Genomic DNA, 23,623 nt, shown 5'->3' with positions numbered 1-23,623 from the left:
AGTCTGGTGATATTCACCTCAGTCATTCCCGCGCAGGCGGGAATCCAGCGTCGTTGAAGTCACCGGGTTCCCGCCTGCGCGGGAACGACAGTCAACCTGGCGTCAGTCGTCCAGCAGCGACAGGTCGCGCACGGCGCCCTTGTCGGCCGACATGACCAGCTTGGCATAGGCCTTCAGCGCGGCCGACACCTTGCGCGGACGCGCCTTGGCCGGCTTCCAGCCGCGGGCGTCCTGCTCCTGGCGGCGGCGCGCCAGTTCCTCGTCGGACACCAGCACGTCGATGGTGCGGTTGGGGATGTCGATGCGGATCTTGTCGCCGTCGCGCACCAGCCCGATCGCACCGCCGGCTGCCGCCTCGGGCGAGCAGTGGCCGATCGACAGGCCCGAGGTGCCGCCCGAGAAGCGGCCGTCGGTCAGCAGCGCGCACGCCTTGCCCAGGCCCTTGGACTTGATGTAGCTGGTCGGGTACAGCATTTCCTGCATGCCGGGGCCGCCCTTGGGGCCTTCGTAGCGCACGATCACCACGTCGCCGGCCTTTACCTTGTCGTTCAGGATGTTCTCGACCGCCTCGTCCTGCGACTCGGTGACATGCGCCGTGCCCTCGAACACCAGGATGCTCTCGTCCACGCCGGCGGTCTTCACCACGCAGCCGTCGAGCGCGATGTTGCCCCTCAGCACGGCCAGGCCGCCTTCCTTGGAGAACGCATGCTCATAGGAGCGGATGCAGCCCTCGGCGCGGTCCAGGTCCAGGCTCGGCCAGCGCGTGTCCTGGCTGAACGCGACCTGCGTCGGGATGCCGGCGGGGCCGGCCATGTAGAAATGGCGGACCGCTTCGTCCTGCGTGCGGCCGATGTCCCACTGCTCCAGCGCATCCTTGAGCGAGGGGGCGTGGACCGTCGGCACGTCGGTATGCAGCTTGCCGGCGCGTTCCAGCTCGCCCAGGATCGCCATGATGCCGCCGGCGCGGTGCACGTCTTCGATGTGGTACTTGTTGGTGTTGGGCGCGACCTTGCACAGCTGCGGCACGACGCGCGAGAGGCGGTCGATGTCGTCCATGGTGAAGTCGATGCCCGCTTCCTGCGCGATCGCCAGCAGGTGCAGGATGGTGTTGGTCGAGCCGCCCATGGCGATATCCAGCGTCATGGCGTTCTCGAACGCCTTGAAGCCCACCGAGCGCGGCAGCACGCGCGCGTCTTCCTGCTCGTAGTACTGGCGTGCCAGCTCCACGATGCGGCTGCCGGCGCGCTTGAACAGTTGCTCGCGGTCGGCGTGGGTTGCCACCACGGTGCCGTTGCCCGGCAGCGAGAGGCCCAGCGCCTCGGTCAGGCAGTTCATGGAGTTGGCCGTGAACATGCCCGAGCACGAACCGCAGGTCGGGCACGCCGAGCGCTCCACCTCGGCCACGTCGGCGTCGGAATAGGCGCTGTCGGCGGCGATCACCATGGCGTCGACCAGGTCGAGCTTCTTGAACTCGACGGCCTTGGTGACGGGATTGGCCAGGCGCGTCTTGCCGGCTTCCATCGGGCCGCCGGAGACGAAGATCACCGGGATGTTGAGGCGCATCGCGGCCATCAGCATGCCCGGGGTGATCTTGTCGCAGTTGGAGATGCACACCATGGCATCGGCGCAGTGCGCGTTGACCATGTACTCGACCGAGTCGGCAATGATGTCGCGGCTGGGCAGCGAGTACAGCATGCCGTCGTGGCCCATGGCGATGCCGTCATCGACCGCGATGGTGTTGAATTCCTTGGCCACGCCGCCGGCTGCCTCGATCTCGCGCGCGACCAGCTGGCCCAGGTCCTTCAGGTGCACGTGCCCGGGCACGAACTGGGTGAACGAATTGACCACCGCGACGATGGGCTTGTTGAAATCGTCGTCTTTCATGCCGGTGGCACGCCACAGCGAGCGGGCCCCCGCCATGTTGCGGCCGGCGGTGGAGGTTTTGGAACGGTATGTGGGCATTGTTTTGCTAAGGAATGTCGCCAGAAAGGTTGCGGGCCACGGGATGAACGGCCCTGCGCGCGCCCGTGCGGACAACCTCTTGAGCTGCGCCCTGGGCAAACCGGGGATTATCCCATAACAGGTCGTGTGTCAGGCTCCGGGTCGGCGGCCGATGCGGGCCGTGGATGGGAGCGCCCCCTCGAAATGCCCGATGACGCACTTCCCTCCAACGTAAGACACCGCCCGATACACCGTATCCGGCGCGCCCCCTAGACTGGAATCGCGGGCGCTCTCGTGGCGCGGCTGAGGCGCGGAAGTCTTATGGCAACGAACCCAAGGGCGACAACGGCCAGGCGCCGCGCTGCGGAGCGGCCGGCCAGCCTTCAGGATTACCAGGAAAAGCGGAATTTCCACATTACCCCCGAGCCCGCCGGCACACGGCGCAGGGGGAAGGCGCAGCCGTTGCGCCAGCCGTTGCATTTTGTGGTGCAGAAGCACTGGGCCCGCCGCCTGCACTACGATTTCCGGCTGGAACTGGACGGCGTGCTGCTGAGCTGGGCCGTGCCCAAGGGACCCAGCTACGACCCTGCCGAAAAGCGCATTGCCATCCATGTCGAGGACCATCCGCTCGACTATGCGGATTTTGAAGGCGAGATTCCACCGAAACAGTACGGCGCCGGCTCGGTCATTGTCTGGGACCGCGGCACGTGGGCGCCGGTCGGCGACGCGCGTGAGGGCATGGCAGCCGGCAAGCTGGTGTTCGACCTGTCCGGCGAGAAGCTGGCCGGCCGCTGGGAACTGGTCCGCATCGCCAGGCCGGGCGACCAGTCGGATCAGTGGATCCTCTTCAAGAAGCGCGACGCGTGGGCGCGGCCGTTGTCGGAGTTCGATGTGCTGGCCGCGCTGCCGGACAGCGTCATCGCCAGGCCTCTGGGCGCATTGAACGAATCCGGGCAAGGCCTGGTTGAGGACGCGGCCGAGGCGGTCAGGCACGCGCCGCGCGCGCCGCTGCCGGCGAAGCTGGCGCCGCAGCTGGCAACGCCTTCGCCCACGCTACCGGGCGGCACCGGCTGGATCATCGAAACCAAGTTCGACGGCTACCGCATCCTGGCGCGGATCGACGATGCGCGGGTGACGCTCTTCACCCGCAACGGCCATGACTGGACCCGCAAGCTCGGCTCGCTGGCCGCCGAGATCGAGAAGCTCGATATCTCGCAAGGCTGGCTCGATGGCGAGATCGTCGTGCTGCGCGACGGCATGCCGGACTTCAATGCGCTGCAGAACGCCATCGACGGGCAGCGGCACGACGCCATCGTCTTCTTTGCCTTCGACCTGCCTTACTGGGAAGGCCGCGACCTGCGCGGCCTGCCGCTGGCGCAGCGCCGCGAAAAGCTGGCCACGCTGGTCGCCACGGGCACGGAGCGGGTCCGCTTCAGCGAGGCCTTCGATGCGCCTGCCGCGCAGATGTTCCAGGCGGCGTGCAAGCTCGGCCTGGAAGGCCTGATGTTCAAGCGCGCGGATGCGGCCTACGTTTCCGCTCGTACGCAGACCTGGCTGAAGATCAAGTGCAAGCTGCGCCAGGAGTTCGTCATCGGCGGGTTCGCGGACCGCGAAGGGTCGAAGACTGAAATCGGCAGGCTGCACCTGGGTGTCTATGACGAGGGCAACAAGGGCGAACTGCTCTACGTGGGCGGCGTCGGCACCGGCTGGGACAGCGAGATGGCCGCGAAGCTGCACAAGCGGCTGGCGGCATTGCAGGTCGACGACAGCCCGTTCGCCAACGAAGCGCGTGGCAGCCGCCGCTGGGGCCGTGGCCGTCCCGCCGTGTCGCGATGGGTCAAGCCAACGCTGGTGGCGGAGGTCGAGTTTTCCGACTGGACGCCGGAGGGCCAGGTCCGCCATGCCTGCTTCAAGGGCCTGCGCACCGACCGCCCCGCCGGGTCGGTCCGGCGCGAAGCGGTCCAGACCGCCGTGACGCCGCATGGCATGGCCGCCATCAAGGTCACCAACCCCGCGCGCGTCATCGACAAGGCCGGGGGCTTCACCAAGGTCGAACTGGTGCGCTATTACGAGAGCGTCGCCAGCCTGATGCTGCCGCACCTCGCCGAGCGCCCCTTGTCGCTGGTGCGCGCGCCGGAAGGCATCGACGGGCCGACGTTTTTCCAGAAGTATGCGGAAACGGCAATGCCGGGACTGACCGAGCGCCCCGCGTCGCTCTGGCCCGGCCACGGCGCGCTGCTGACGGCCGACTCGGCCGAAGCCATCGTCGCCGCGGCGCAGATGAATGTGGTGGAGTTCCATACCTGGAACTCCACCACACGCGATATCGGCCATCCCGACCGGGTCATCTTCGATCTCGATCCCGGCGAAGGCGTGCCATGGGAATCGATGCTCGAAGCAGCCATGCTGGTGCGCACGCTGCTCGATGAGCTCGGCCTGCAGGCATGGCTGAAGACCAGCGGCGGCAAGGGACTACACGTGGTGGTGCCGCTGGCGCCGCGCCGCTCGTACGATGAAGTCAAGGCATTCTCACGGGCGGCGGTGAAGCACCTGGCCGCCACCCTGCCCCGCCGCTTCACCGCCCGCTCCGGCGCGGCCAACCGCAAGGGGCGGATTTTTGTCGATTACCTGCGCAACGGCTTTTCCCAGACCACCGCGGCGGCGTTCTCGGCGCGGGCCAGGCCGGGGCTCGGGGTCTCGATGCCGGTGTCGTGGGAGCAACTTGGCAAGCTGAAAAGTGGCGCACAGTGGACCATCCGCGATGCCCGCGAGTACCTCAGCTTCCAGGTCGCCGACCCGTGGCAGTCCTATTGGGACAGCCGCCAGACTTTGACCGCCGCCATCGAGCGCTTAAGCTGATTCCAGCCGTACTGCATTGCGGAGACTTCCATGCCTGCCCGATCCCTCGCCTCGCTGTCCCTCTCCTTCGGCCTAGTATCGATCCCCGTCAAGCTCTACACGGCCACCGAAACCAGCTCGGCGGTGCGCTTCAACCTGCTGAGCAAGGAAGGCTCGCGCCTGAAGCAGCAGTACATCTCCGAGCAGACGCAGGAGGTGGTCGAGCGGGCCGACATGGTCAAGGGCTATGAATTCGAGAAGGGCCGCTTCGTGACCTTCTCTCCCGACGAGCTCAAGGCGCTGGAAGAAAGCGCCAGCCACATGGTCGATATCGTCGCGTTCATTCCCGAGCGAAGCGTCGATCCGCTGTACTACGACAAGGCCTATTTCATCGCGCCGGACAAGCGCGGCGGCAAGCCTTACAGCCTGCTGCGCGAAGCCATGGCCAGGACCGGGCGCTGCGCCATCGCCAAGTGGGCCGCCAAGGGCAAGTCGCATATCGTGCAGATCCGGCCGGTCGAAGGCGGGCTGGTGTTCCAGCAGCTGCTGTTCGCCGATGAAGTGCGCAATATCGCGGAACTGCATATCGATGAGGTGGCGGTCTCGGATGCCGAGCTGAAACTCGCGGTCCAGCTGATCGAGCAGGCATCGGAAGACCAGTACGACCCGGCCCAGTACAAGGACGAAGAGAAGGCCAGGGTTCTCGCCGCCATCGACGCCAAGATCGCCGGCAAGCAGATCGTGTCGCCGGAGCCGGCCGAGGTTGCCGCCGGCGGCGAGGTCATCGACCTGATGGATGCACTGCGCGCCAGCCTGTCGAAGAAGGGAGCGCCTGCGGCCAAGGGCAAGGCCGCCGCGGAAACGGCGTCCGCCCGCCGTCCCGGCAAGCGCGCCGCAACGCCGGCAGCGCCCACGCCGATCCGGCGCACCGCGAAGAAATCGGCGTGAACCGCGGCGAAGGCCTGACCACGCGGGCGCTGGAGGCGCGCCTGGGCGTATCGCGCCGGCTGATCGGCAGCCTGGTCAGCGCCGGGCTGGTCACGCCCGCGCGCGGTCCGCGCGGCGAGCATGTGTTCTCGTTCCAGGACGTGGTGCTGATCCGCACCGCGGCCTCGCTGCACCAGGCACGCGTGGCACCGGCGCAGATCCTGCGGGCGCTGCAGCGGCTCGAACGGCTGGCGCCGGACCGGCACCTGTCAGGCGTGCGCATGTCCGCCAGCAGCGGCAAGGTCTCGGTGCGCGACCGGCATGGCGCGTGGCTGGTGGAGAGCGGGCAGCGGCTGATGGAATTCGAGCCGGCGCCGGACGATGTGCGCGTGGTGGAACTGGCGCGTGCCGCCGCCGGCGAAACAGCGGCCGGCCAAGCCTTTGCGCGCGCGCAGGCGCTCGAGCCCGTCGATGCCGTCGCCGCGGAAGCCGGCTACCGGCGCGCGCTGTCGCTGGCGCCCGGCATGCTGGACGCCTACCTGAACCTGGGCTGCCTGCTGTCGGACCAGCAGCGCTTCGACGACGCGATCGCGCTCTATGAAGGCGCACTGGGCTGGCTGCCGGACGCGCCGCAGCTGCATTTCAACCTGGGCGTCGCGCTGGAAGATATTGGTGCGCCGCAGTCGGCGCTGGCGGCCTACGATCGCTGCATTGCGCTTGCGCCCGGCGATGCGGATGCACATTACAACGCCGCGCGGCTGCATCATGAACTGGGGCACTTCGAGAAGGCGGTGCGGCACTTCAACCAGTATCGCAAGCTCAACCGGGCGGATTAGCAGTACGGGCGGCCGCACGGGCCGATGGCCGCGAAGTGACGCCCGCTTCAGCTGAAGCGATCCCGCATGACCAGTGCGCTGACCTTGTGGCCGTGCCAGAACATCTGGTGGATGCGGCCCTTGAGCTTGTCCAGGGTCTCGTCGTCGAGCGTGTCGAAGGTCAGCCTGACCGCGGGCCGGGTGCCGTCGCCTTCCATATGTTCGATGCTGTTGTATTCCGGGAAGCCGTACTTCACCAGGAAGGCGCCGATTTCTTCGTCGGTGACGCCGGCATCGATGTTGCTGAGCATGAGAACGGACATGGATCACCTCCGCTGTTGGTACAAGGGCGACGGACATTCCGCCGCCCGGGGCGTCATGGCTTGACCTCGGTCCACCCCGGGCCGGGGTCGAAGGACCGGATCGCAGCGGCCCTTGCCGCACTGTCCGGACCCAGGTCGCGCTCGTAGACGCGGCCGTCGTGGCTCACCATGAAGCTCTTGACGCCGGTATCCCCGTACCGCAGCGGCCAGGCGATCACCGCAAACCCGCCAAAGAGCTTGCCATCGACGACATAGTCATACTTGCCGCCCGGCGCGTGCGCGCCCTGCGACGTCAGCAGCCGGTAGCGGTAGCCATGGTAGCCCGCGCCCGGCGCGCTGCGATGCTCCGCGCTGAGAAAGGCGGGGCCCAGCGGGCTTTCCGGTTCGCCGGGGCGCGTTGGCCAGTACAGGCCATCGTGCTTGCCGGGCGAGCTGACCAGCTTCGAGGCGTACGCTGTCACGCCGCGGTCCTGGCGCATCAGCTGCGCATATTCGTTCTGCGCGTCGCACACGGCGAGCAAGGTCTGCATCACCGACAGTTCGTTGCGGCCGATGCGGCGCAGGCGCATCTCATCGACGCCGGCGCGCGTGTCGAAATGCCAGCCCTTGGCAGTCTTCACCAGCGGCACCGGCATGGTCCAGCCGTCATTGCCCGCGGCAATGCGGGCGCGGTCTGGCCCGTCGGGTCGGATTGCGTGCGACTGGTGCCATGCCTCAAGGAACCTGTAGCGGATCTCGGCGCCGACCGGCGGGATCAGGTCGGTATAGCGGGCGCCGAGCAGCGACTTCATGGCGGCGTCGTCGCTGGTGGCAACCGCTTCGCCGAATGCGTTCATTGCCGCCTCGGGCGTGGCGAAACTCTTCTGCGCGTAGGCCGGCGCCGCCGCCAGGGCGAGCAGCAGCCCTCCAAGGGACAACGCCTTGCGGCAGGGCCAGGCCAGGCCCGATCGTTGCGTGCGCTGCATATCGCTGTCCCCCGCTCAACGCCGTCCGCCACCACGGCCACCGCCACCACCACCGCGGCCACCGCCGAAGCCCCCGCCGCCACGGCCGCCGCCGCCGCTGAAGCCGCCACCGCCGCCACGCTGACCGCCACCGTCGCGGAACGAGGCTGACTGCGTGCTGGCGCGGCCGCGGTCGAAGTCACGCTGCGCGGCCGCGCCTCCGCCGCCTACGCCCTGGAATGCGTTGTCGCGACCACCGCCAGCGGGCCGGTCCGAAGCGCGAGCCCGGTCGGACGCCCCGGCGCGATCGGACACCCCTGCCCGGTCGGACACGCCGGCGCGATCGCCCGCACCGCCACGACTGCCACCTCTGTCCGCGACGCTGCCGCGATCGCCAACACCGCCACGGTCGCCAACACCGCCGCGGTCGCCAACACCGCCGCGGTCGCCAACGCCGCCGCGGTCACCGACGCCGCCGCGCCCACCGCGATCCCCGCCCGCCATGCGGTCGGACACGCCACCCGCGCCTTCGCGGCCGCGGAACTCGTTGCGGCGGTTGGCGGCAGCCGCATCACGCCCGCCAAACCTTTCGCTCGTCGCGTTATCCCGGTACGCCACCCCTTTGCGGTGCGAGGCGTCGTGCTGCCATTTCCCTCCGCCCTGCACCTTGGTGCGGTCGAAATTGCGATCGATATTGGCAGCCTTGTTGACGTTGATGTTGACGTCGCCCCCGCCCCAGTTGCAGTTGCCGAAAATCGCGCCCGCAGCGGCCAGGCCAACGCCCCAGGCAAAGCCGGTCATCAGCGCGGCGCCGGGATAGTAGGCGGGATAAGGGGGCCAGTAATACGGCGGGTAGGAGGGATAGCTCCAGGCGCCATACACCACCGTCGGGTTGTAGGCCGGCACATAGATGACTTCCGGGTTCGCCGGCTCGATCCGCACGATGGTTTGCGCCGGCGCTGCCGACTGCGCTGCCTGTGCCGACGGCGCCGGCGCAGGTTCTACAATGACGTTCTGCTGCTCATTCGACTTGAGATTGCCCGATTGCTGCGCGCGCGCCCGCAACCGCTGCACGGCGTCGAGCACTTCCTTCTCCTGGCCGATGAAAGCGTCGCCCAGCTTCTGCGTCCAGTCGAGCTTGTCGCTCATGGGCTCCAGCACCTGCGGGAACGCCACCAGCGACTTGACGCTGACATCCCAGCTCTGGCTCTCGACCGCTTTCAGCGCGGCGTCACCCTTCACCTTGGGATTGGCCTTGACCCAGCGTGCCGCCTGCACGATCTCGAGCGGATAGGTGGAGGCCATCAGCACCTGCGACAGCACCGAATCGGGATAGAGGGCGATGGGTGCAACCAGGGCCTCGAGTTCTTCCGGCTTGAACGGTGCCGGCTGGGCTGGCGCATTCTGCGCATGGGCACTCAGCGCCAGCCATGCCAGGCCCGCGCACAGGCAGGCGCCGACACGGCGCCAAAGACGCATTTCCCGCCCCTCCATGGCCGTCTCCCTTGCCCCGTCGCCGAGCGCCGTTACGGGGCTCAACTTCCGGCCTGCCGTCCGCTCCGTGTCCGCGCCAGGCCTGGAAAAGGTAATTAGCGATCACGATGTATTGCCCTGACAAACTATAGGTGCCGGCGCCGCCTCCAGAGATGAAAACTTTGCGAAAGTGAAATAGGAAAAACTTTTGCCGCCCGCCGGTCCGGACAACGCGGCCAATGCCCGCGGTTTTGCTATTGTGATGAGGTGCCGCATGACACAGGCCGGGCCGCCGTATGCCTTGCCACCTCTCCCGATGCTCGAACCCTATGGACCTATGGAGGAGAACCATGGCCAAGCATAAAGACAAGCGCCACGACAAGGACAGGGAGCAGGCCGCGGCCGAGACCGAGCCGCCACGCCCGCGCGATGACGCCGAGGACCGGCAGGACGAAGGGCGGGAGCCGCTGCAGGAACGCATGTCCGAGAAGGACTACCAGAAGGAGCTTCGCCACCTGCACGGCGAACTGGTCAAGCTGCAGCGCTGGGTGCAGGCGAGCGGCACCAAGGTCTGCGTGCTCTTCGAAGGCCGCGACGGCGCCGGCAAGGGCGGCACCATCAAGGCGCTCACCGAACGCGTCAGCCCGCGCGTGTTCCGCGTGGTCGCGTTGCCGGCCCCGACCGATCGCGAAAAGAGCCAGATGTACATGCAACGCTATCTGCCGTATCTGCCCGCGGCAGGCGAGATCGTGATCTTCGACCGCAGCTGGTACAACCGTGCCGGCGTCGAGCGTGTGATGGGATTCTGCACCGAGACCCAGGCCGAGGAGTTCCTGCGCGCCGTCCCGCTGGTGGAGCGGGCCATCGTCAATTCCGGCATTATCCTGATCAAGTACTGGCTGGAAGTCAGCCCCGAAGAGCAGACGCGCCGCCTGAAAGGACGCATCCACGACGACCGCAAGACCTGGAAGCTCACCGACATGGACCTGCGCTCGTACAGCCGCTGGTACGACTATTCGCGCGCGCGCGACGCCATGTTCGAGGCGTCCGACAGCGACTTCGCGCCGTGGTACGTCGCCGATTCCAATGACAAGCGGCGGGCGCGGCTGAACATCATCCGGCACATGCTGGACCGGATCCCGTACCAGGAGATCGAGCGCAAGCCGGTCAAGCTGCCGGCCCGGCAGAAGGCGCACGGATACCAGGAGCCCCACTACCCCTACCGGCATGTGGAGTCGCGGTATTAGTACGAGGAGTACGAGGCAGCCGGCGGCCTAGTCGCGCAGCTTGCGCGACTTCCAGTCGCCGTTCTTCTCCTTGCAATACCAGCCGGTCCAGCTCTCGGACACGCCGGCACGGCGGAACTCGCTGTGCAGCTGCCGGCACCGGTCGCCATGGTCCTGCCGGGAACGCAGCGGCGTGAATGCGCCTTCGACCTTGCGCTCGCGGGTGTCCGGCGGCAGCGTGAACGGCACGCGCGCACCGTCGGCCCCCTGGTCCAGCGTCCTGCGGAAGACGTCGTTCAGCACGTCGAACTGCTTCTGGGTCAGCGTGCCGACAACAGTGCCGGAAAGATAGTGATCAAAGTAGGCAAAGGCCGTCCCTGCCGGCGCCAGCGCGGCAAGGCACGCGCCGGCGCATGCCAGCGCGGGCAAGACCCGGAATTGGCGGTTCATGTAAGGCTCCTTCGACGTGGTGCCCTGGCAAGCGTGGCGTGAGCTGCAGGCGCTGGCGCCGGCCGCGTACGGCATCAGTCTTCCTTGCCAAGGTAATCATCGACCGCGCTGCCCACGGTAGGGTGGAACTTGTCGCCGAACGCTTCCATCAGCTCGAAGCGCTTGAGCTTGTCGCGCACCGGGTCCTTCATCTCGGCGAAATGCAGGTCGATGCCGCGCTCGCGCAAACAGGCGCTCAGATCGCGCAGCATGTCGGCCGACGTGACGTCGACGCTGGTCACCGGTTCGGCGGCGACCACCACGTGGCGCACCGGCGTCGGCGAGGCGTCGATCGCTTCCATCAGGCGTTCCTGGAACAGCTCGGCGTTGGCAAAGAACAGCGGCGCGTCCCAGCGGAACAGCACCAGTCCGTCGATCCGCCTGGCCTCAGGGTAGCGCTCGGTATCGTGGTACCCGCGCAGCCCCTCCACCTTCCCCAGCACGGCATAGTGCGGCCGCCAGCCGTCCCAGAGGAATTCGATCACGGCGATCACCACGGCCAGGAAAATGCCCTGGATGGTGCCGAACACGGCCACCGCGGCGAAGCACACCATGGACAGCCAGAACTCCCATTGCTGGATGCGGTAGATGCGCCTCAGGTCGGCAAACTCGAACAGGCCGATGGCCGCGGCGATCACCACCGCGGCCAGCGCGCTGCTCGGCAGGTACTGCAGCAGGTTGGGCGCGAACATCAGCAGCACGGCCACGGCCAGCGCGCCCACCACGCCGGTGACCTGGGTCTTGGAGCCGGCGGCTTCGGCCACTGGCGTGCGCGAGGCGCTGCTGCTGATCGGAAAGCCCTGGAACAGTCCCGCCGCCAGGTTGGCGGCACCCAGCCCCACCATTTCCTGGTTGGGGTCCACGCGGGTATTGGTGCGCGCGGCATAGGTGCGCGACAGCACGCTGGTGTCCGCGAAGGCGATCAGCGCCACCGCGCATCCCCCCAGCACGATCTTCATCAGGTCGGCGCCGTCCAGCCACGGCACGACAAAGGCGGGCAGCCCCTGCGGCGTCTTGCCCAGCACTTTCACCCCATGCTGGTCCAGGCCGAACATGCTCACCGCGAGCGTGGCGAGGACCACCGCGATCAGGATGCCCGGCACGCGCTCGAAGCGCTTCAGGGCCAGGATCAGGGCCAGGCTGCCGGCGCCGACGGCAAAGCTGTACCAGTTGGTCTGCCCGGCCACGATGGCGCTGCCCAGCGCAACCATCTCCCGCAGCGGCCCGGCATCCTCGACCGGGATGGCGAACAGCTTGGGCAGCTGGCTCACCAGCACGGTCAGGGCGATGCCGTTCATATACCCGTAGCGGATCGGCTTGGACAATAGTTCGGCGACGAAGCCGAGGCGCAGCAGCCCCATCACTATGCAGACCACGCCCGAGACCACGGCCATCATGCTGGCCACCAGCACGGCACGCGCCGGATCGCCGCCGGCAACCTGCAGCACCACGGCCAGGATCGGCGCGGCCAATGCCGAGTCCGGGCCCAGCACCAGGATCCGGCTCGGCCCGAACAAGGCGTAGACCAGCAGCGGGACCATGGTGGCGTAGAGCCCGTAGACGCCGGGCACGCCGGAGGCCTCGGCGTAGGCGATGCCGACCGGCATCAGCATGGTGGTCAGCACCAGCCCCGCCGCCAGGTCCCGCGGCAACCAGTCCGGCCGGTAGGACTTCAGCATCCGGACGCCTGGCAGCCAGCGCAGCCACCCGGCGGCCTTGCCATCGTCTCGTCCTGCGAAGGGCGTCAGTTTCCCGGATTCCATGGCAGCCTTAATTGTCCGATACGCATCGAATATAGGCGTTGGCGGCACAGTCTTGCCATGCCGCGGGTGGGTTACTTGCCGGCGGCGCCAGACGCGGGCGGTGCCACGGCTCGCGCCCCGCTCGCCCGCCCTCCTCGTTTTCCCGCACTGTCCCTGAATGCAAAAACGTTGTCCCGGAAAGCCAAACCGGAGACAGCCAATCTTAGATACTTCGCGGGTCGCAACCGACCTGCGCCCGCCGCCTGCAAGAGCATTGCCTCCCCTGCTGGCGTAGCCGTGGCCACTACTGGAAGAGCTTTCATGATCGGGCAACCCACTAACACCCATCGCGCAATTGCAACGCCCTCGGGCAAGGCATCGCAATCCGGCCTCTACGGCTGGATCGTCTTTGCCCTGAGCTTTGGCCTGCTGCTGTCGGACTACATGTCCCGCCAGGTACTGAACGCGGTATTCCCCCTGCTGAAGGCCGAGTGGTCGCTGAGTGACACCGAGCTCGGTGCGCTGGGCGGCATCGTGGCGCTGATGGTCGGCTTGCTGACGTTCCCGCTGTCGATCCTGGCGGACCGCTGGGGCCGGGTCAGGAGCCTGGTGCTGATGGCGGCGCTGTGGAGCCTGGCCACGCTGGGCTGCGCGCTGGCGAACAACTTCGGCGAGATGTTCATCGCGCGCCTGTGCGTGGGCATCGGCGAGGCGGCCTACGGCAGCGTCGGCATTGCCGTGGTGCTGTCGGTGTTTCCGCGCCACCTGCGGGCGAGCCTGAGTTCGGCCTTTATCGCCGGCGGCGCGTTCGGCTCCGTGCTGGGCATGGCGCTGGGCGGTGCGTTGTCGGCCCATTTCGGCTGGCGCTGGGCCTTTGCCGGCATGGCGCTGTTCGGGCTGGTGCTGGTGGCGGTGTTCCGCCTGGTCGTGACCGAACCGCGGCTGCAGGCCCGGCGCAAGGCGCTGGGCGAGGACGCCGAGACCGCATCGCGCGAGCCTGCCCTGGCCATGCGCCCGCTGCTCGCCGCGCTGTTCTCGGCGCGCTCGATCCTCTGCGCCTATGTCGGCAGCGCCATGCAACTGCTGGTGATGGGCGCCCTGATCACCTGGATGCCGAGCTACCTGGCGCGCTACTACGGCATGGCCACCGATCGCGCCGGCGTGGTCGCGGCGGGCTTCGTGCTGGCCGGCGGCGTCGGCATGGTGCTGTGCGGGGCGATGACCGACTGGATCGCCCGCCAGGCGCCTTGCCGCAAGTGGGCGGTCGCGGTGACCTACAGCCTGATCTGCTGCGGCCTGCTGCTGACGGCGTTCCGGCTCCCCGCGGGCAGCCTGCAACTGGCGCTGATCGGTGCGGGCATGCTGTTTGTCGGCGGCACCGCCGGCCCCGCCAGCGCCGCGGTCGCCAACCTGACGCGCCCGGCCATCCATGCCACCGCCTTTGCCACGCTCACGCTGGCCAACAACCTGCTGGGCCTGGCGCCCGGACCGTTCGTCACCGGCCTGCTCGCCGACCACATCGGCCTGCAAGGCGCATTGCAGTGGGTGCCGCTGGCGTCTCTGGTCGCCGCCGCCGCCTTCCTTGCCGGCCGCCGCTACTACGCAGCCGACCTGCGCCGCCTGGAGAGCCGGAACGAAGACGCCGCTCCCGCAACTTCTCACTGATCTGGAACCATGAGCCTTACCCCTGACACCACCGTGCTGCTGGTCCCCGGCCTGCGCGACCACGTTGCCGAGCACTGGCAGACCCTGCTCCAGGCACAGCTGCCCAACGCGCGCTCGGTGCCGCCGCTCGAGCACGACAAGCTCAGCCGCGATGCCCGCGTTGCCGCGCTGGACGCCGCACTGGCCGAGATCGACGGTCCGGTCGTGCTGGTCGCGCACAGCGCCGGCGTCATGATCACCGTGCACTGGGCTGCGCATGCGGACACGCATGCGGCTGCAGAAAACCGCCGCAAGATCCGCGGCGCACTGCTGGCCACGCCCGCCGACCTGGAAACCCCCATGCCGGCCGGCTACCCTGACACCGCCACGCTGGCGCAGCACGGCTGGCTGCCCGTTCCCAGGAGCCCGCTGCCCTTCCCGACCATCCTCGCCGCTAGCCGCAACGATCCGCTGGCGACCTACCCGCGCGCCGCCGAAATGGCCAGCGACTGGGGCAGCAAGCTGGTCGACCTGGGCGAAGTCGGCCACCTCAATCCCGCCGCGGGCTACGGCCCATGGCCGCGCGCGACCGCGTTGATCGATGAGTTGCTGCGCGCCGGCTGATCCAGCGCATTGATTTGTAGTACCCGGCAATACCAAACGAGACGGAAATATCCGCATCCCAAAAACCAAAGGAAACAAGTGGAGAAACAATCCATGAAGATCAGGACCCTGGCTGCAGCCGCAGCGCTTGCCTGCTCGGGCAGCGCCCTCGCGCAGTCATCGACCGTCACGCTGTATGGCGTGGTGGACATCAACGTCGAATACGCCAACCATGTTGGCGCGGTGCCGGTGGCGAGCAACCAGTTCAACCGCGGCCCGGCAAACGACGTGTACCGCATGAACTCGGGTGGCATCTCCGGCTCGCGCTGGGGCATGCGCGGCACCGAGGATCTCGGCGGCGGCCTGAAAGGGCTGTTCGTGCTGGAAAGCGGCTTTAACCTCGATACCGGCACGATGCAGCAAAGCAACCGCCTGTTCGGCCGCCAGGCCTTCGTCGGCCTGCAGAAGGCAGGCATCGGCCAGATCAGCCTGGGCCGCCAGTACACCTCGATGTTCGAGGCGCTGGCGAACTTCTCGCCGGCGGCCTACGCCACCCAGTACGAGCCGGTGGTGCTGCAGTCCGGCCCGAACTTCCGCGCCGACAACACCGTCAAGTACACCGGCCAGTTCGGCCCGGTCACCGCGCTGGCGCACTGGTCCTTCGGCACCGGCCTGGCCCTGCCGGCGACCGTGGGCATTGCCACGCCGATCGGCGGCAACGGCGAAGTGCCCGGGCAGTTCCGGCGCGACACCGCGTGGGGCGCCGCGGTGGCCTACCAGGGCGGCCCGTTCGGCGTGACCGTCGGCTACGACCAGTGGAACCCGACCATCGGCACCAGCAACGGCGAGGTCAAGAAGGCCGTGGTCGGCGCGAGCTATTCGTATGGCCCGGCAAAGATCATGGGCGGCTATCGCTGGGGCCAGAACAAGAACGCCGCGGACGTGGTGATCCAGCGCGACGATTTCTACTGGATCGGCGGCACCTACCAGGTCACCCCGGCCATCGGCCTGACGCTCGAATACGCCTACGACAACGTCAAGACCCTGTATGGCGATACCCATGTCCCCAACCCGTGGCAGGTCGCCTTCATCGCCAACTACGCGTTCTCCAAGCGCACCGACGTGTACCTGACCACGGCCTACGCCAAGAATGCCGGCCTGATGATGGAATCGCTGGCTACGGTCTACGCCAACAGCCTGTCGCTGGGCAACAGCTACGCGCTGGCCAACGGGCAGAGCAACATGTTCGGCGCGGCAGTGGGCATCCGCCACAAGTTCTGACAACGCGTCTCGCGGCATCGATCCCGCAAGCGATGCTCTTTGCGGCCGCCCGGTCTTTCCGGGACGGCCGATTTTTTTTGGGACGGTGGAAATGCGGCGTGCGCCAGGCGCACGCCGCCGCTATCGGCGCAGGAAGCCGTGGACGATGCCGGCCGCATGCTCCGGCCCGGTCACCAGGAAGAGGTGGCCATCATCGACCATCTGCAGCGTCGAGCCAGGGATGCGGGCGGCCAGGATCCTGGCATTGACCGCGGGAACGATCGGATCGTCGGTGCCGTGCATGACCAGCGTGGGCTGGCGCAGCGAGCCCAGCCACGGCAGGCTGCTCCAGCCCCATGCCGCGAGCAGCTGGTAAAGATAGCCGCGCCCGGCCGGCGGCTGCATGTGCTGGCCGTGTTCGTCGAGCAGGGAAGGATCACGTCGAAAAGCGCCGCCGTAGAGGTCGGCGCCGACGCGGCGCAGGTATTGCGGGTCGGTATAGCGGCGCACGCCGATCATCCTGGCAAGCACCGACAGGCGGCCCGGCACCATGATCACGCCGGGCGACGTGGCCGCCAGCACCAGGCGCCGGCACCGCGACGAATAAAGACGGGCGAACTCCTGCGCCAGCGCCCCGCCCCACGACACCCCCAGCGCATCGACCTGGCCCGTATAGCCGAGATACGACAGCAGGCGGTCGGCGAGCACGCAAAGACTGGAAAAACGGTACGGCACCATCGGCGCGGGCGAGCCGCCGGCGCCGGGAACGTCGAATAGAATGACTTCGATGCCCGGCAGGGCATCGACAAAGGGGGCGAGCAGTTCGAGATTGGCGCCGATGCCGTTGAATATCAGCAGCGGCGGTCCGGCATCGCTGCCGGGCCGGATGCCGGCACGCACGACCTGGCCGTCCAGGTCCACGGTCAGCACCTGCAGCTTTTGGCCGGCATGCGTGCCGGTGTCTGTTGTTGTCATCAGCTTGTCCTGGAGAGTTTGCGCACGGGCATGGCCGGCGCGCGGCCATGCCCGCCGCAATTTATTGCTTCGGGCGCAGAATCCCCTTCACCTCCTCGACGTTCTCGGCAAGGCGGCGTCCGACCACGGAAATGCTGTCCGCCTGCGCCTTGTACAGCGTGTCGGTCAGGCCGCGCACGCCGGCAACGGCCTTCTGCAGCGAGCGCGGCAGGGCTTCCGCCAGCTTCACGGGCGCCTTGCCATCGACGGCCTGGCCGCCGCGCGACAGCGCCTGCAGATCGGCGGCGGCATCGCACAGGAACTCTGCCTGCTGGCGCACCAGCGATTGCAGGCCTCCGAGCAGCATGACGTTGACGCTGGCGAGCGCCTCGATGTCCTTGCGGCGCGATTCCAGGACCGCGGCCGGGTCCAGGCGGTTGTTGCGCACGAAGTCGAGCAGCTTCTTGTGCGGGGCTTGCGCGGCCGATGTGCCTGCGGTGTTGGTCGATTCCATATTGCTTTCTCCTGAAGGTTGGGTTGGGAAATTCAGATCGCGATGTTGGGTACTGCGATGTTGCGGTGTTGCGATGTTGCGGCGTCTCGCCATGCGCGCTACGCCTCGGTCACATAGCGGCCCGGCGCTTCGCCGCAGGGGGCGAAACGCAGGCTGCCGGGGGCCGCGGGCGCGTTGCGCTTCGGGCCGGAGCGCTTCTTCAGCCACTGGGTCCAATGCTCCCACCACGAGCCCTGCTCGGCGGTGGCGCCGTCCAGCCAGCTTTCGGGGATCGCATCGGGCGTGCCGCTGCGGAAATACTTCGACTTGGCGTTGCCGGGCGGATTGACCAGGCTTTGCACGTGGCCGCTGGAACTCAGCACGAACTCGGTGCGCCCGCCGAACGCCTGCGCCGAGCGGTACACCGCCTTCCACGGCGTGATGTGGTCGGTCATGCCCGCCAGCACGTACTTGTCGCAGTCCACGTCGGACAGCGAGATGGCGTGGCCGAGCACCTGCAGCGCACCCGGCGTGGCGAGCTGGTTCAGCGTCAGCATGTCCAGGAACTGGCCATGCAGGCCGGCCGGCAGGCGCGTGCTGTCGTTGTTCCAGTAGAGGACGTCGAACGCGGGCGGCGCATTGCCGAGCAGGTAGTTGTTGACCCAGTAGTTCCACACCAGGTCGTTGGGCCGCAGCCACGCAAACACCCGGCCCAGCGCCTCGCCATCGAGCACGCCGCGCGACGCGCTGCCGTGCCGCGCCGCCGTGACCGCCTCGGGCGTGCTGAACAGCCCGAGCTGCGACTCGGCATCGAGGCCGAACACCGCCACCATCAGCGTGACGGCGTGCACGAGCTTCTCGCCACTGGCGGCGCAATAGCCCAGCAGCGCCGCCATCGTCATCGCGCCGGAGCAGGCGCCATGCACGTTGACATCGGCACTGCCGGTGATGTCGCGCATCGCATGGATCGCCTCGACCAGCGCGCCGACATAGGTATCGAGATTCCAGTCGCGCTGTGCCGCCGTGGGGTTGCGCCAGCTGACCACGAAGACCTGCAGTCCCTGGGCCAGCATGTACTCCACCATGCTCTTGCCAGGCGCAAGGTCGAACACGTAGAACTTGTTGACCTGCGGCGGCACGATCAGCTGGGGCCGCGCATGCACTTTCGCGGTGGTCGGGGCGTACTGGATCAGCTCCAGCACCTCGTTGCGGAACACCACCGCGCCAGGCGTGGCAGCCAGGTTCGTGCCGACGCTGAACGCATCCTTGTCGACCTGTGCGGGCATGCCGCCGTTGGTCAGCACATCGCTGGCCAGGTTGATCATGCCGCTGACCAGGTTCATGCCGCACGACTCGAAGGTCTTGCGCAGCGCCGCCGGGTTGCCTGCCAGGGTGTTGGTCGGTGCCAGCGCGTCGGTCAGCAGCGACATGAAGTATTGCGCGCGATGCTTGCTGCGCGGATCCATCACCGAACGCCGCACCGTGCCCTCGAGCGCGTCGCGCCAGGCCTGGTAGCCCTGCAGCGACATGCGGAACAGCGGATGGTCGCGCCAGGCGTCGTCGCCGAACCGGCGGTCGCGCGCCGACGGCATCGGTGCCGAGCCGTCCAGCACGCTGACCAGGTCATGGGTGAGCTGCGCCTGCTGCTCGAGCACCAGTACCGGCTCCTGCACGCACTGCGCGCCGATCTGCTGGGCGGCCGTGATGAGATCCTCGGGACGGATCCCGACAAAGGGATTGGGTCCTGCCAGAAAATCGGTGGGCGCCTCCATGGTGGCTGCATTTGTCATACTGCTCTCCTGTCTCTTTCTTTCCTGCTTCTGCTTTTGCTTCCGCTGTTACCGTTTCATGCCATGACAAGCGCCAGGGCCTCGGCCACCATCGCCGGCTTGGCTTCGCCCTCGATCTCCATCGTGTTTTCCGTGCGCAGCAGCACGCGGCCGTCGCCCTTGTTGTCGGCCGACACCAGCCTGACGCGATTGCGCACGCGCGCCCCGGCCTTCACCGGCGCGAGGAAGCGCGTCTTCTCCACGCCATAGTTGACCGCGGCGCGCGCATCCGCCGGCACCACGCCCATGTCGACCAGCTTCCCTGCCAGCAGGGACAGCGTCAGGTAGCCGTGGGCGATGGTGCCGCCGAACGGGCTTTCGCGGCGCGCGCGCTCCACGTCGACGTGGATCCACTGGCTGTCGCCGGTGCATTGCGCGAATGCATCGATGCGCGCCTGGTCCACTTCCATCCACGCCGAAACGCCGAGTTCCTTGCCGACGAATGCGCCGAGCGTGCCCATGCTGTAACCTTCGATTGCCATATGCCTCCTTGCTTGCTTTGGCGTCCGTGCATGCCGACCGTGTCGGCGCACGCATGTTTGTACTGCCGCATCGTAGTGGTGCGGCGCGCAAACACGGCTACCAAAACCGGCCCATTTGCTGACAATGCTTGCCGCTTTGCAGGGCCGTGGCACGGCGTGCGCGCAATGCGCTTCCGCGGGCGCACCGAATGGCAGGATTTGTCAGTCGCGCGGCCGGCATTGCCAGCACCGTTGCTGCGCTAAGGCGTGCGGCGGTAGGTGTTTGGCGTGCTGCCGGTCCAGTGCCGGAAGGCGCGGTGGAAGGCAGTCGGATTGTCGAAACCCACGTCGAAGGCAATGGCCGTGATCGCGTCATCGGAGCGGGTCAGGCGCTGGATGGCAATGTCGCGCCGCACGCCGTCCTTGATCGCCTGGAAGGTGGTGCCCTCCGCGGACAGCCGGCGGCAGAGCGTGCGCACCGAGCAGTGCAGCGCCGCCGCCACGGCTTCGATGGTCGGCGCTACCGGCAGGCAATCCGCCACGTACTGCCTGACGCGATGACAGGTCATGGGCTCGGCAAACGTGACGAAGATCCAGTCCTCGGGCGCGCGTGCCAGGAATTTCTCAAGGTCGGACTTGCGTTGCCGCACCGGCATGTCGAGGAATGCCGCGTCGAAGGCAATGCCGCCGCGCTCGCAGCCGAAATGCACCGGGCCGGGAAACAGGTAGAGATGGTCACTCGCCTGCGCGGGGCGCGCTGACGGCAGCTGCACCGCCTGCAGCGGGATCTTGTGGCGGATCAGCCATGACGCCACGCCATGCACCAGCTTCAGCATCAGCTCGCGTGCCATCGGGCCCACGGGCGGACCGGCCACTGCCTCCACCAGTTCCACATGCGCGGCACTGCCTTCGCGCCGCGACTCCACGCGGAACTCATCCAGCAGCAGCCGGAAGAACTGCCCGAAGCGATGCAGCGCGACTTCGAGCCGTGGCGCATCCAGCAAGCTCAGGCACAGGTACTTGAGCGTGCCGTTGCGCAGCGGACGGCTGAAGATGCCGGGCATCTCATCGTCGAGCTCGTGCGCCAGCAGCCGGTACAAGGTCGAGAACTGCTCCTGCGTCACGCGTGCCGCGGGCTCGTCCATCAGCTCCGTGGCAATGCCGGAACGCGCCGCCAGCTGCGCGATCAGCGCAGGATCGGCACCGGGCAGGAAGCCATGGACGAAGGAAACCGGGACGGTGGGGGACAGGCAATTCACTTGAAAAACCGGCATCGGATGCCGCGGGTGGGAGACGAAAATACGGCGCGTCTGCGCCATCGCCCCGACACTGTGCAACGTTGCCCCGGCCGCGCACATCGTGTTTTCCCTGACTGTCCCGAAATGTCAAGCGATCGTCCCGGATCGTCAAATTGCTTCATGCCGTTCGCCGATACTTCAGGCCATCGAATGACGATGAAAACAGGCCGACGGAACGCGAACCAGCAGGTTCTGCCCGGACCGCCTGCCGACAACACCCAGGAGCAACAGCATGCAATTCCTCGACGATTCCCTGCACCCCGAGAACATGGACAAGGTGGTCATCACCGTGGCGCCGTACGGTCCGGAATGGATGCCGGCAGATTTCCCGGAAGACATCCCCGTTACCATGGAAGAGCAGGTGCAGAAGGCCGTCGACTGCTATAACGCCGGCGCCACCGTGCTGCACCTGCACGTGCGCGAACTGGATGGCAAGGGTTCCAAGCGCCTGTCGAAGTTCAACGAGCTGATCGCCGGCGTGCGCGCAGCCGTGCCCGACATGATCATCCAGGTCGGCGGCTCGATCTCGTTCGCGCCGGAAGACGACGGCCAGGCCGCCAAGTGGCTGTCGGACGACACCCGCCACATGCTGGCCGAACTGGACCCGAAGCCGGACCAGGTCACCGTGGCGATCAACACCACGCAGATGAACATCATGGAGCTGCTGTACCCGGAATACACCGCGGGTACCTCGCTGTCCCATCCGGCCTACGTCGAAGCTTATCGCGAAATGACCGTGCCGGCCGGCCCGGGCTGGGTGGAAGAGCACCTGCGCCGCTTGAGCAACGCTGGCGTCCAGCCGCACTTCCAGCTGACCGGCATGCACGCCCTCGAAACCCTCGAGCGGATGGTGCGCGCCGGCAAGTACATGGGCCCGCTGAACCTGACCTGGATCGGCATCGGCGGCGGCTTCGACGGTCCCAACCCGTTCAACTTCTTCAACTTCATCCACCGCGCGCCCAACGGCTGCACGCTGACCGCCGAGTCGCTGCTGAAGAACGTGCTGCCGTTCAACATGATGGCGATGGCGATGGGCCTGCACCCGCGCTGCGGCATCGAGGACACGATCATCGACCAGCACGGCAACCGCATGACCTCGGTGCAGCAGATCGAGCAATGCGTGCGGGTGGCCAAGGAACTGGGCCGCGAGATCGCCTCGGGCAAGGAAGCGCGCGAGATCTACCGCATCGGCACCTGGTACGACAGCGCCGAGGAAACCCTTGCGGCGCACGGCATGGCGCCCAACCGCAAGCCCGGGCAGAAGAACCTGCCGGTGCGCGCCTGACGCGCATCGCCCGGCCGCGGGGCGTCCCGCCCCGGCCGGGCATCGGCGCCCCACGCGCCTGCCCGAACCACAACACCGCTGAAGCCATGAATCCTGCCCCCGCCGTCGCCAATCCGTGCCTCAACATCTGCCGCCTGGACGTGGCCGGCAAGTATTGCCAGGGCTGCGGCAGGACCCCGCTGGAAATCGGCACCTGGGACCGGATGACCGAGGCCCGGCGCGCCGAGGTGCTGGCCGAGCTGCCCGCCCGCCAGCCCTGGCGCCGCGCGCAAGCCGCGTCCGCCCCCTGATTCCCCTCGCCCGCCGCCAGGCACGCATGCGGCGGCGGGCGCCATCAAGCTGCTGCCATGACCCACCCCACGACGCTTACGGTCGATGCCTACTTCGACCTGATCTGCCCCTGGTGCATGATCGGCAAGAAGCACCTCGAAACCGCCATTGAATGGCTCGCCCGGGAGTACCCGAAAGTTGCCGTCCGGGTCGCCTGGCACTCTTATCCGCTGATCCCGACCACGCCACCGGAGGGCAGGCCCTACCGCGAGTTCTACCTCGCGCGGCTGGGAGGCCCCGAGGCCATGGCCGCGCGCCAGGCGCAAGTCTGCGCTGCCGCGCGCGAAGCCGGCATCACGCTGGCGCTGGATCGCATCGAGACCTTTCCCAGCACGCTGCTGGCCCACCGGCTGGTCCGCCACGCCGTCAGGCAAGCCGGCCCCGAGGCCGCTTCGGCGCTGCTGGACGAGCTGTTCACGCGCTACTTCATCCGCGCCGAGAACATCGGCGATCCGCAAGTCCTGCGGCGCGCCGCGGCAGCCTGCGGCATCGCACTGCCTGACGCAGGCGCCGACGGCGACCTGCCCGATCTGGACTGGCTGCCCCCGCTGCACGACCCGGACGCCCCGCCGCTGCGCACCGGCTTCGGCGTGCCGCATGTGGTGTTCAACGGCACGCACAGCGTGTCGGGCGCCCGGCCGCCTTCGGTGCTGGTCGAAGCCATGCAGCGGGCCCTTGCGCGCGCGAAGCAGCGCGCCACGCTCGCTGCCGGCTGAAGCTCCCCCGCCGGTATTCAAACCGGCGCGCG

The 23,623-nt window shown here is 67.7% G+C and carries 21 protein-coding genes; 10 read left to right on the top strand and 11 right to left on the bottom strand.

The window, feature by feature from the left end:
• Positions 1-102: 102 nt before the first annotated feature.
• Positions 103-1,962 carry a dihydroxy-acid dehydratase gene (gene ilvD / locus AC5WJ1_RS27250; protein WP_133094641.1) on the bottom strand — a complete coding sequence of 620 codons (1,860 nt, stop codon included), beginning with the start codon at positions 1,960-1,962 and terminating at the stop codon, positions 103-105.
• Positions 1,963-2,262: 300 nt separating this feature from the next.
• On the opposite strand from ilvD, the gene ligD reads away from it, so the two are divergent.
• Genes ligD through AC5WJ1_RS27235 form a run of 3 tightly spaced genes read left to right on the top strand, consistent with a single transcriptional unit; the run spans position 2,263 to position 6,542 of the window.
• Positions 2,263-4,800, top strand: coding sequence for a DNA ligase D (ligD, locus tag AC5WJ1_RS27245; protein WP_494476761.1), 2,538 nt, complete (start codon positions 2,263-2,265; stop codon positions 4,798-4,800).
• Positions 4,801-4,830: 30 nt separating this feature from the next.
• Complete coding sequence (gene ku / locus AC5WJ1_RS27240; RefSeq protein WP_135702723.1) at positions 4,831-5,727, top strand: non-homologous end joining protein Ku; 897 nt, start codon at positions 4,831-4,833, stop codon at positions 5,725-5,727.
• The gene (locus tag AC5WJ1_RS27235) at positions 5,724-6,542 is read left to right on the top strand and encodes a tetratricopeptide repeat protein (RefSeq protein ID WP_494476760.1); all 819 of its coding nucleotides are present in this window, start codon (positions 5,724-5,726) and stop codon (positions 6,540-6,542) included. The genes ku and AC5WJ1_RS27235 overlap by 4 nt, the downstream gene beginning before the upstream one ends.
• Before the next feature lie 47 nt (positions 6,543-6,589).
• Here AC5WJ1_RS27235 and AC5WJ1_RS27230 read toward each other — a convergent pair whose 3' ends face one another.
• The 3 genes from AC5WJ1_RS27230 to AC5WJ1_RS27220 are packed head-to-tail and all read right to left on the bottom strand — an operon-like array spanning position 6,590 to position 9,267.
• The gene (locus tag AC5WJ1_RS27230; protein WP_133094637.1) at positions 6,590-6,844 is read right to left on the bottom strand and encodes an RNA-binding protein; all 255 of its coding nucleotides are present in this window, start codon (positions 6,842-6,844) and stop codon (positions 6,590-6,592) included.
• Between the two features lie 53 nt (positions 6,845-6,897).
• A complete protein-coding gene (locus AC5WJ1_RS27225; protein ID WP_135702725.1) occupies positions 6,898-7,809 on the bottom strand; it encodes a DUF2950 domain-containing protein in 912 nt (303 codons plus the stop codon).
• Positions 7,810-7,824: 15 nt separating this feature from the next.
• Positions 7,825-9,267 carry a DUF3300 domain-containing protein gene (locus AC5WJ1_RS27220; RefSeq protein ID WP_494476985.1) on the bottom strand — a complete coding sequence of 481 codons (1,443 nt, stop codon included), beginning with the start codon at positions 9,265-9,267 and terminating at the stop codon, positions 7,825-7,827.
• 344 nt (positions 9,268-9,611) lie between these two features.
• Here AC5WJ1_RS27220 and ppk2 point away from each other — a divergent pair, with 344 nt between their 5' ends.
• Entirely contained in the window at positions 9,612-10,508 is an 897-nt protein-coding gene (gene ppk2, locus AC5WJ1_RS27215; RefSeq protein ID WP_135702727.1) for a polyphosphate kinase 2, read from the top strand.
• Positions 10,509-10,535: 27 nt separating this feature from the next.
• Here the strand turns inward: ppk2 and AC5WJ1_RS27210 are convergent, their stop codons facing one another.
• Both AC5WJ1_RS27210 and AC5WJ1_RS27205 read right to left on the bottom strand, forming a co-directional pair.
• The gene (locus AC5WJ1_RS27210; RefSeq protein WP_494476759.1) at positions 10,536-10,937 is read right to left on the bottom strand and encodes a hypothetical protein; all 402 of its coding nucleotides are present in this window, start codon (positions 10,935-10,937) and stop codon (positions 10,536-10,538) included.
• Positions 10,938-11,011: 74 nt separating this feature from the next.
• The gene (locus tag AC5WJ1_RS27205) at positions 11,012-12,739 is read right to left on the bottom strand and encodes a SulP family inorganic anion transporter (protein WP_494476758.1); all 1,728 of its coding nucleotides are present in this window, start codon (positions 12,737-12,739) and stop codon (positions 11,012-11,014) included.
• Between the two features lie 300 nt (positions 12,740-13,039).
• Between AC5WJ1_RS27205 and AC5WJ1_RS27200 the strand changes: the two genes are divergently transcribed.
• The 3 genes from AC5WJ1_RS27200 to AC5WJ1_RS27190 all read left to right on the top strand — a co-directional run bounded on the left by AC5WJ1_RS27200 (position 13,040) and on the right by AC5WJ1_RS27190 (position 16,246).
• Complete coding sequence (locus tag AC5WJ1_RS27200) at positions 13,040-14,383, top strand: MFS transporter (protein ID WP_135702729.1); 1,344 nt, start codon at positions 13,040-13,042, stop codon at positions 14,381-14,383.
• Between the two features lie 9 nt (positions 14,384-14,392).
• Positions 14,393-14,986, top strand: a complete 594-nt coding sequence (locus AC5WJ1_RS27195) for an RBBP9/YdeN family alpha/beta hydrolase (RefSeq protein WP_135702730.1) — start codon at positions 14,393-14,395, stop codon at positions 14,984-14,986.
• Positions 14,987-15,079: 93 nt separating this feature from the next.
• Positions 15,080-16,246, top strand: coding sequence for a porin (locus AC5WJ1_RS27190; protein ID WP_133094629.1), 1,167 nt, complete (start codon positions 15,080-15,082; stop codon positions 16,244-16,246).
• Positions 16,247-16,366: 120 nt separating this feature from the next.
• On the opposite strand, the gene phaZ is transcribed toward AC5WJ1_RS27190, so the two are convergent.
• From phaZ to AC5WJ1_RS27165, 5 genes are all read right to left on the bottom strand, one after another.
• Positions 16,367-17,200 carry a poly(3-hydroxyalkanoate) depolymerase gene (gene phaZ / locus AC5WJ1_RS27185; RefSeq protein ID WP_133094628.1) on the bottom strand — a complete coding sequence of 278 codons (834 nt, stop codon included), beginning with the start codon at positions 17,198-17,200 and terminating at the stop codon, positions 16,367-16,369.
• 61 nt (positions 17,201-17,261) lie between these two features.
• Positions 17,262-17,693, bottom strand: coding sequence for a phasin family protein (locus AC5WJ1_RS27180; RefSeq protein WP_135702731.1), 432 nt, complete (start codon positions 17,691-17,693; stop codon positions 17,262-17,264).
• Between the two features lie 98 nt (positions 17,694-17,791).
• Positions 17,792-19,462 carry an alpha/beta fold hydrolase gene (locus AC5WJ1_RS27175; RefSeq protein WP_494476757.1) on the bottom strand — a complete coding sequence of 557 codons (1,671 nt, stop codon included), beginning with the start codon at positions 19,460-19,462 and terminating at the stop codon, positions 17,792-17,794.
• 56 nt (positions 19,463-19,518) lie between these two features.
• Positions 19,519-19,983 carry a MaoC family dehydratase gene (locus AC5WJ1_RS27170; protein WP_133094625.1) on the bottom strand — a complete coding sequence of 155 codons (465 nt, stop codon included), beginning with the start codon at positions 19,981-19,983 and terminating at the stop codon, positions 19,519-19,521.
• 239 nt (positions 19,984-20,222) lie between these two features.
• A complete protein-coding gene (locus AC5WJ1_RS27165; RefSeq protein WP_494476756.1) occupies positions 20,223-21,236 on the bottom strand; it encodes an AraC family transcriptional regulator in 1,014 nt (337 codons plus the stop codon).
• A 256-nt stretch (positions 21,237-21,492) separates the two neighbouring features.
• Between AC5WJ1_RS27165 and AC5WJ1_RS27160 the strand changes: the two genes are divergently transcribed.
• The 3 genes from AC5WJ1_RS27160 (at position 21,493) to AC5WJ1_RS27150 (ending at position 23,591) form a co-directional block, all read left to right on the top strand.
• Positions 21,493-22,545, top strand: a complete 1,053-nt coding sequence (locus tag AC5WJ1_RS27160) for a beta-keto acid cleavage family enzyme (protein WP_133094623.1) — start codon at positions 21,493-21,495, stop codon at positions 22,543-22,545.
• Between the two features lie 86 nt (positions 22,546-22,631).
• Complete coding sequence (locus tag AC5WJ1_RS27155) at positions 22,632-22,835, top strand: DUF1289 domain-containing protein (protein ID WP_133094622.1); 204 nt, start codon at positions 22,632-22,634, stop codon at positions 22,833-22,835.
• A gap of 57 nt (positions 22,836-22,892) precedes the next feature.
• Positions 22,893-23,591, top strand: a complete 699-nt coding sequence (locus AC5WJ1_RS27150) for a DsbA family oxidoreductase (RefSeq protein WP_133094621.1) — start codon at positions 22,893-22,895, stop codon at positions 23,589-23,591.
• Positions 23,592-23,623: the final 32 nt, after the last annotated feature.

It is taken from the genome of Cupriavidus sp. MEYA8 (genome assembly GCF_059278825.1).
Note: the sequence above shows the minus strand (reverse complement) of the source record. Positions and strands in the feature narration are given on the sequence as shown.